6 protein-coding genes and 1 pseudogene are annotated in these 7,910 nt (G+C 73.1%); 4 read left to right on the top strand and 3 right to left on the bottom strand.

The annotated features are described in order from the left end of the window. Positions 1-251 (bottom strand): annotated as a pseudogene (locus ACZ63H_RS09540) (hypothetical protein); the annotation flags it as partial. Between the two features lie 92 nt (positions 252-343). Between ACZ63H_RS09540 and ACZ63H_RS09535 the strand changes: the two are divergent. Continuing rightward, positions 344-1,750, top strand: coding sequence for an FAD-binding oxidoreductase (locus tag ACZ63H_RS09535; RefSeq protein WP_469863237.1), 1,407 nt, complete (start codon positions 344-346; stop codon positions 1,748-1,750). Positions 1,751-1,773: 23 nt separating this feature from the next. Here ACZ63H_RS09535 and ACZ63H_RS09530 read toward each other — a convergent pair whose 3' ends face one another. After that, a complete protein-coding gene (locus ACZ63H_RS09530) occupies positions 1,774-2,187 on the bottom strand; it encodes an SsgA family sporulation/cell division regulator (protein WP_469863236.1) in 414 nt (137 codons plus the stop codon). A 231-nt stretch (positions 2,188-2,418) separates the two neighbouring features. Here ACZ63H_RS09530 and ACZ63H_RS09525 point away from each other — a divergent pair, with 231 nt between their 5' ends. Both ACZ63H_RS09525 and ACZ63H_RS09520 read left to right on the top strand, forming a co-directional pair. Next, complete coding sequence (locus ACZ63H_RS09525) at positions 2,419-4,128, top strand: RDD family protein (protein WP_469863235.1); 1,710 nt, start codon at positions 2,419-2,421, stop codon at positions 4,126-4,128. A gap of 75 nt (positions 4,129-4,203) precedes the next feature. Beyond that, positions 4,204-4,890: an RDD family protein gene (locus ACZ63H_RS09520; protein ID WP_469863234.1), complete on the top strand. Its 687-nt coding sequence runs from the start codon at positions 4,204-4,206 to the stop codon at positions 4,888-4,890. A gap of 15 nt (positions 4,891-4,905) precedes the next feature. On the opposite strand, the gene ACZ63H_RS09515 is transcribed toward ACZ63H_RS09520, so the two are convergent. Next, on the bottom strand, positions 4,906-5,142 hold the full coding sequence (locus tag ACZ63H_RS09515) for a hypothetical protein (protein WP_469863233.1): 237 nt from the start codon (positions 5,140-5,142) through the stop codon (positions 4,906-4,908). A 367-nt stretch (positions 5,143-5,509) separates the two neighbouring features. Here ACZ63H_RS09515 and ACZ63H_RS09510 point away from each other — a divergent pair, with 367 nt between their 5' ends. Next, positions 5,510-7,867, top strand: a complete 2,358-nt coding sequence (locus ACZ63H_RS09510; RefSeq protein WP_469863232.1) for an immune inhibitor A domain-containing protein — start codon at positions 5,510-5,512, stop codon at positions 7,865-7,867. Positions 7,868-7,910 lie beyond the last annotated feature (43 nt).

Raw genomic sequence — 7,910 nt, 5'->3', positions numbered from 1 at the left:
GGAAGCGCGCCCGCCCCGCGGGAGACCCCCACAGCCGCATCCACCCCCCGGGGCGGGGCCGGCGGGCCGGCGGCGCGCGGCCGGGCCGCCCCGTGCCGGGGCGGCTCCCCGGGCAGCACCACCAGCGCCGCGCCCACGGCGAGGCTCCCCACGAGCGAGGCGACCAGCAGCCACCGCGCCACCCGGAGGGACCGGCGCGGCGCCGGCGGCTCGGAGATCAGGGACGTACCCACGCACTGCCGGTTGTCCATGGCGCTCACTGTGCGTCAATATGACGAGCACATCCGGGTGGCCCAAGGGCGGCGCGGGCGGGGTTCACACCGATGGCCGCGAGTGTCACGCTGTGATCATGAGCCGCATCGAAGCGCCACGCGACGAGCACACCGGCAACCTCACCGACCGGCTCCTGGCCGGCCTGCCGCCCGAGGCCGTTCTGACCGACCCCGACGTCACGGCCTCCTACGCCCACGACATGGCGAGCTTCTGCCCGGCCGGCCGGCCCGCCGTCGTCGTCCTGCCGCGCACCGTCGAGCAGGTGCAGCACGTGCTGCGCACCGCCACCGAGCTGCGCGTCCCCGTCGTCCCGCAGGGTGCCCGCACCGGCCTGTCCGGCGGCGCCAACGCCACCGACGGCTGCATCGCGCTGTCCCTGACCAAGATGGACCGCATCCTGGAGATCAGCCCCGTCGACCGGATCGCCGTGGTGGAGCCGGGCGTCGTCAACGCGACCCTCTCCCGCGCGGTCGAGGAATACGGCCTGTACTACCCGCCGGACCCCTCCAGCTGGGAGATGTGCACCATCGGCGGCAACATCGGCACCGCCTCCGGCGGCCTGTGCTGCGTCAAGTACGGGGTGACGGCCGAGTACGTCCTCGGGCTGGACGTCGTCCTCGCCGACGGCCGCCTGCTGTCCACCGGCCGGCGAACCGCCAAGGGCGTCGCGGGCTACGACCTCACCCGGCTCTTCGTCGGCTCCGAGGGCTCCCTCGGCATCGTCGTCCGCGCGGTCCTGGCGCTGAAGCCCAAGCCGCCCGGGCAGCTGGTGCTGGCCGCCGAGTTCGGCTCGGCGACCGCCGCCTGCGACGCCGTGTGCCGCATCATGGCGGGCGGTCACGTCCCCTCCCTCCTCGAACTGATGGACCGTACGACCGTCAAGGCGGTCAACGACCTCGCGCACATGGGGCTGCCCGAGACCACCGAGGCGCTGCTGCTGGCCGCCTTCGACACCCCGGACCCGGCCGCCGACCTCGCCGCCGTCGCCGCGCTGTGCGAGGCCGCCGGCGCCACCCAGGTGGTGCCCGCCGAGGACGCGGCCGAGTCGGAACTGCTGCTCCAGGCCCGGCGGCTCTCGCTGACCGCGCTGGAGGCGGTCAAGGGCACGACGATGATCGACGACGTGTGCGTGCCCCGCTCCCGGCTCGGCGAGATGCTGGACGGCGTCGAGCGGATCGCGGCCGAGTACGACCTGACGATCGGCGTCTGCGCGCACGCCGGCGACGGCAACACCCACCCCACCGTCTGCTTCGACGCCCGCGACCCCGACGAGTCCCGCCGGGCCCGCGAGTCCTTCGACCAGATCATGGCCCTCGGCCTGGAGCTGGGCGGCACGATCACCGGGGAGCACGGGGTCGGCGTGCTGAAGAAGGAGTGGCTGGCCCGCGAACTGGGCCCGGTCGGGGTGGAGATGCAGCGGGCCGTGAAGCAGGCGTTCGACCCGCTGGGCATCCTCAACCCCGGCAAGCTGTTCTGACACGGCGCGCCCCGGTGCCCGGATCACCGGGCGAGGAGCTGGTCGAGCGCGTCGTCGAGACCCGGCTGCCCGCCCTCCGTCCCCGGCGGCACCGCCCGCAGCGTCCGCTCCAGCCAGGCCGACACCTGTGCGGCCGGCGCCTGGAGCAGCGCGTCGCCGTCCGGCGCGCTCAGCGCCATCAGGACGACGCCGCGCCCGTCCGCCCTCGCCGGCCACACCCGCACATCCCCGTGCCCGCACGGCCGGAACACCCCCTCCACCAGCAGCTCCCGGGCGAACGTCCAGTGCACGGGCTGCTCGGAGTCGATGTGGAAGGCGATGTGGACGGCGTAGGGGTCGTCGGAGCGGTACGTGAGCCGGGCCGGGACCGGGACGCTGCGCGCCGGTGACAGGACGAGCCCCAGCTCCAGCTCCCGCTCCACCACGGTGTGCCGCATGACGGTGTCTCCTTTCTGCTCGGGCCGCGCGGACCGGGCCCGTACCGGGGGAGAGCGGGCGGGGGCCGGACCATTACGCGGGTCCGGAAAGATTTTTTTCGCGGGACCGGTGAGCCGGTACCGCATTGCCCGGAAAGGGGTGGGTCCCGCGGGACTGGCGTTGCGCGGTGCCCCGGTCTGATAGATGTGGAGGCCCCCATCCCACCCCCGAGCAGATACGGGACGACGGACATGAGCGCCCCAACCCCGGCACCCGGCGACGACAGGCCCCGCGAGGGCTACTACCCGGACCCGTCCATCCCCGGCTACGTCCGGTACTGGAACGGCGCCTCCTGGGTGCCCGGCACGAGCCGTCCGGCGCCGAAGGACGGCGAGCCGCTCATCCCGCCCCCCGGTGCCCGGCCGGCCGCCCCCTCCGTGGAGGAGACGGGCCCCCACTTCTTCGACGAGGACCCGCCCGCCGCCCCGGCGGCCCCCCTCGCCGGCCCCGGGCAGACCCCCGGCCCCGGCCCACGGCACACCCCCGGCCACCAGGAGCCCGGAGACCAGGCCGGCCAGTGGGCACAGCCGGCCCAGAGCGGCCCGGCCGGTCAGGCCGACCAGTGGGCCCGGACCGGCCGGCCGGGAGGAACCGGCCTGCCCGGCGCCCCCGTTCAGCCCGGGGTACCCGGTCAGTCCGGGGGACCGGGCCTGCCCGGCGCCGCCGCCCAGTCCGGCGATCCCCGCCTCCCCGGCGCCCCCGTCCAGCCCGAACTGCCCGGCCAGTCGGGTGTCCACGGCCGGCCCGCCGCTCCCGGGCTGCCCGGGCAGCGGGACCGGTCGGCCGGGTTCGGCGGGGACGGCGGGCAAGGCGGCCGGGGTGCCGATCCCCGGATGCCGGCGGACTCCCCGGCCGTCCCCCCGGCGCAGGACGGCGACGCCCCGGATCCCGGGACGTTCGTCTTCCGGCGCCCCGTGCCCGGCCCGGCGGCGGCCCGTACCGACGACGGCACGATGACCATCCGCCCCGTGCCCGCCGACCCGTCCGGGCCCGCCGCCCCCGACGGCACCCCGGCCGGCTTCGGCGCCCCGGGCCCCGTCGGCACCCCCGCCGCCCCCGGCTTCGGTGCCGGAAAGGCCGCCGCCCAGGCCGCCGCCGCGCAGACGCCCCCGTCCGCGCAGACACCCCCGGCGGCGCAGCTGCCCCACCCGGGTCCCGGCCCTCAGGCACCCCCCGCGGCGCACCTGCCCCACGGGGGTCCCGCCGCCCAGCCGCCCCGGTCCGCCGTGGCGCCCCCGGTGCCGCAGCAGTCCGCCGCCCCCGCCCCCGTCACCCCCATGACCACCGGTCCCGGTGGCGGGCAGGCGTCCTGGGCGCAGCAGGTGCACCAGCTGGCCGGGGGCGGGGACGAGCCGTCCGTCGCGCCGTGGAAGCCGCCGGTGGAGGACCTCTTCCAGGCCGTCGCGCGCCGGCAGGCCGCCGCCCGCCCCGCCGGGCTCGGCAGGCGGCTCGCCGCGCGGCTGATCGACCTGGCCGTGATCGGCGCCGTGACGGCCGCCGCGGCGGTGCCCCTCGGCATCCGGGCCGCGGATCACGTGCAGCGGAAGATCGACGCGGCCCGGCTGTCCGGCCGGCAGGTCACCGTGTGGCTGATCGACGGCACGACCGGCACCAGCCTCGGCATCGTCCTCGCCGTCCTGCTGCTCGCCGGCGTGCTGTACGAGGTGCTGCCCACCGTCCGCTGGGGCCGCACCCTCGGCAAGAAGCTGTGCGGTCTGGAGGTGCGGGACATCGAGGCGCACGAGCCGCCGACGTTCGCCCCGGCGCTGCGCCGCTGGCTGGTGTTCAGCGTGCCGGGCCTGCTGGCCGTCGGTGTCGTGGGCGTGCTGTGGTGTCTGTTCGACCGGCCCTGGCGCCAGTGCTGGCACGACAAGGCGGCGCACACGTTCGTCGCGGGCTGAGGCCGGGGGAGGGGCGGTACTCCGTACGGCCGTCTGCCGGATGCGCGGCGGCGGCCCCCGGGTTCCACTCGGGCCATGAGCAGCGAGACGCCCCCCGGCTCCGGAGAGCAGCCCCCCGAGGACGACCCCTTCAGGAAGCGGCCCCCGTCGGACCAGGGGCCGGGCTCGCCGTACGACACCCCGCCCCCGTACGGCGGCGGCCAGCCCCCGCCGGGGGGCGGCCCGTACGGCGGCGGCCCCCACGGCGGCGGGCCGTACGGCGGCGGCCCGTACGGGTCCGGGGCCGGCGGGTACCCCGCCGATCCGCTGGCCGGCATGCCCCCGCTCGCGGACAGCGGCAAGCGGACCCTCGCACGGATCGTCGACATGATCCTCGTCGGCATCGTCGTCTGGCTGCTCACCTGGGCGTTCGGCGTGCGCGAGTACACCGTCGACGGCGACCGGATCGAGGTCGGCCGGTCCGTCGCCCAGTCCCTCATCGCGGCCGTGCTCTACATCGCCTACGACACCGTCATGATCAGCAGGACGGGGCAGACCCTCGGCAAGAAGTGGCTCAACCTGCGGGTGGCCAACCTGGAGAACGGTGCCACCCCGTCCACGCAGACCTCGCTGACCCGCGCCCTGGTGCTGTGGGTGCCGTTCGCCTTCTGCTGCGCCTGCGTCTGGACGGCCGTCGCCGGCGGCTGGAGCTTCTTCGACAAGCCGTACAAGCAGGGCCTGCACGACAAGGCGGCCAAGACGGTGGTGGTCAGCACCCGTTGAGCGGGCCGCCGCCGGTCACAGGGCCGTGGGCACGCGCCCCTCGTCCGCCACGGCCCCCGCGGACGCCCGCGCTCCGCGCGCCCCGGGCGCGGGGACCGTCCACGCGACCAGCAGGCCCAGCACCAGGGCCGCGACGGCGATGACGACGATCCAGTGCCCCGAAGCCGTCTGGGACAGCAGCAGCATGGCGAGTGTCGAGAACATCACGGTGCAGAAGCCGTAGGCGAACTGTGCGGCGGTCGGACGCGGCATGGCCATCGTGTCCTCGGCAGTCTTCGGGGCGGGGAGCGGGGGGTGCCGTTCGATTCTCCTGGCGTCCATGCCCGAGCGGAACGTCCGGTAAGCGTGATCTGACACGGTCCCGGTGCACGGGGGGCGCACGGAGGCACCGCCTCCTCGCGCGGACGCGGCGGCACGTCGGCCGCCCCGTGGCCACCTGTCCGTAAAGCGAACGCCACCTCCGCATAGTGCACTTGTCCTGCTCAAGTCAAGGTCTGTCTTTTCTGCCAAACCTCTAGTCAAATGTCGTCACTTGACTACACGCGTTGATCTTGCGCGCACGGATTCCTCCATGCCCGGAACCCCCTGTCCGTGTGCGCGACGCGGGGGAGGAACTCAAGTGACCAGCAGATCCTGGACGTTCAGAGCGGCCGCCATCGGCGTGACCCTCGCGGCGGCGTCCGCCTCGTTCGCGACGTTCGCCGTCGCCGAGGCGAGCACGCAGCCCCGGCCCGCCGCCGCGAACCGGCACGACCCCGCGCCGGTGAAGCAGCACAACCACGACCTGGACGGCCCCCTGAGCAAGACCCAGGACGCCCAGCGCGAAGAGGCCCTGAAGCAGCTCATATCGGGCAAGGCCACCGCGCAGGAGCGCAACGGCTCGAAGGTCGTCAAGCTCAAGAGCGGCAAGGGCAAGAGCAAGTACGTCGAGCTGAGCCGCGAGAAGACCGACAAGATCTTCACGATCCTGGTGGAGTTCGGCGACAGGACCGACCCCAAGTACGGCGGCACCGCGGGTCCGCTGCACAACAAGATCGCCGCGCCGGACCGTGCGAAGGACAACTCGACGGCCTGGCAGAAGGACTACGACCAGAAGCACTACCAGGACCTGTACTTCGGCACCGGCGCGAAGACCGAGTCGCTGAAGAAGTACTACGAGAAGCAGTCCTCGGGCCGCTACTCGGTCTCCGGCGAGGTCAGCGACTGGGTCAAGGTCCCCTACAACGAGGCCCGCTACGGCAACAACGCCTGCGGCTCGACCAACTGCCCGAGCGTGTGGAACGTCGTCAGCGACGGCCTGGGCGCCTGGGTCGCCCAGCAGAAGGCGGCCGGCCGCAGCGACGCCGACATCAAGAAGGACCTCGCCCAGTACGACCAGTGGGACCGGTACGACTACGACGGCGACGGCGACTTCAACGAGCCGGACGGCTACGTCGACCACTTCCAGATCGTGCACGCCGGTGAGGACGAGTCCGCCGGCGGCGGCGCCGAGGGCAAGGACGCGATCTGGGCCCACCGCTGGTACGCCTTCGGCACCGACGCCGGCGCCACCGGCCCGCAGAACAACAAGCTCGGCGGCACCCAGGTCGGCGACACCGGCATCTGGGTCGGCGACTACACCATCCAGCCGGAGAACGGCGGCCTCGGCGTCTTCGCCCACGAGTACGGTCACGACCTCGGCCTGCCGGACGAGTACGACACCGCGGGCGGCGACAACTCCACCGGCTTCTGGACCCTGATGTCCTCCGGTTCCTGGCTCGGCCGGGGCAAGGAGTCCATCGGCGACCTGCCCGGCGACATGAACTCCTGGGACAAGCTCCAGCTGGGCTGGCTGAACTTCGACACCGCCACGGCCGGCAAGCAGTCCACGCACAAGCTGGGCCTGGCGGAGTACAACACCTTCGACAAGCAGGCCCTCGTGGTCAACCTGCCCGACAAGGCGGTCACCACCACGATCACCCCGCCCGCCCAGGGTTCCACCCAGTGGTGGAGCGGCAGCGGCAACGACCTGAAGAACACGCTGACCCGGTCCGTCGACCTGTCCGGCAAGACCTCGGCGAGCCTCACCCTGGACGGCTGGTGGGCCACCGAGGACGGCTACGACTACGTCTACACCGAGGTGTCCACCGACGGCGGCGCCAACTGGACCGCGCTGGACGGCACGGCGGACGGCCAGGCCCTGCCGAAGGACGCCAGCGGCAAGCCGGCGCTGAGCGGCTTCTCGCAGACGCACAAGAAGCTGTCGTTCCCGCTCGACGCGTACGCGGGCAAGAAGATCGACCTGCGCTTCCGCTACGCCACCGACGGCGGTGTCGCGGAGAACGGCTTCACCGCCGACGAGATCACGGTGACCGCCGACGGCGCCCCGCTGTTCTCCGACGACGCCGAGAAGGCGGACGCCGGCTGGAGCGCGAACGGCTTCTCCCGCATCGGCTCGGGCTTCACCAAGGACTACAAGCAGTACTACATCGCCGAGAACCGGCAGTACGTGTCGTACGACAAGACGCTGAAGACGGGCCCGTACAACTTCGGCTTCGCGTCGCGCCCGGACTGGGTGGAGCACTACCCGTACCAGAACGGCCTGCTGATCTGGAAGTGGGACACCTCCCAGGCGGACAACAACACCAACAGCACCAGCGGCCACCCGGGCACCGGTCTGATCCTGCCGGTCGACTCGCACCCGACGGCGCTGAAGTGGGCCGACGGCACGCTGCTGCGCAACCGCGTCCAGGCCTACGACTCGCCGTTCAGCCTGTACGCCACGGACGGCATCACCCTGCACAAGGCCGACGTCGCGCTGAAGATCAAGGGTTCCAAGGGGGTGCCGGTCTTCAACGACCACGCCAGCACCTACTACGACCCGGCGAACCCGACCGGTGGCGTGAAGGTCACTGACACCAACACCAAGATCACGATCGTCAAGGAGGCCAAGGACGGCTCGACGATCTCGCTCAAGGTCGGTCCCGCGGTGAAGTAGTTTCCGTCACCGCAGGTCAGTAGCGTATCGGCGGCAACCCCTC

Source organism: Streptomyces sp. NPDC104831, assembly GCF_055583025.1.
This window is presented reverse-complemented; position numbering and strand designations above follow the sequence as displayed.

Excerpts from the sequence above, each read along its gene's own strand:
- ACZ63H_RS09530 (WP_469863236.1), bottom strand. The coding sequence starts at position 2,187 with ATGCGGCACACCGTGGTGGAGCGGGAGCTGGAGCTGGGGCTCGTCCTG.
- ACZ63H_RS09525 (WP_469863235.1), top strand. The coding sequence starts at position 2,419 with ATGAGCGCCCCAACCCCGGCACCCGGCGACGACAGGCCCCGCGAGGGC.
- ACZ63H_RS09520 (WP_469863234.1), top strand. The coding sequence starts at position 4,204 with ATGAGCAGCGAGACGCCCCCCGGCTCCGGAGAGCAGCCCCCCGAGGAC.
- ACZ63H_RS09515 (WP_469863233.1), bottom strand. The coding sequence starts at position 5,142 with ATGCCGCGTCCGACCGCCGCACAGTTCGCCTACGGCTTCTGCACCGTG.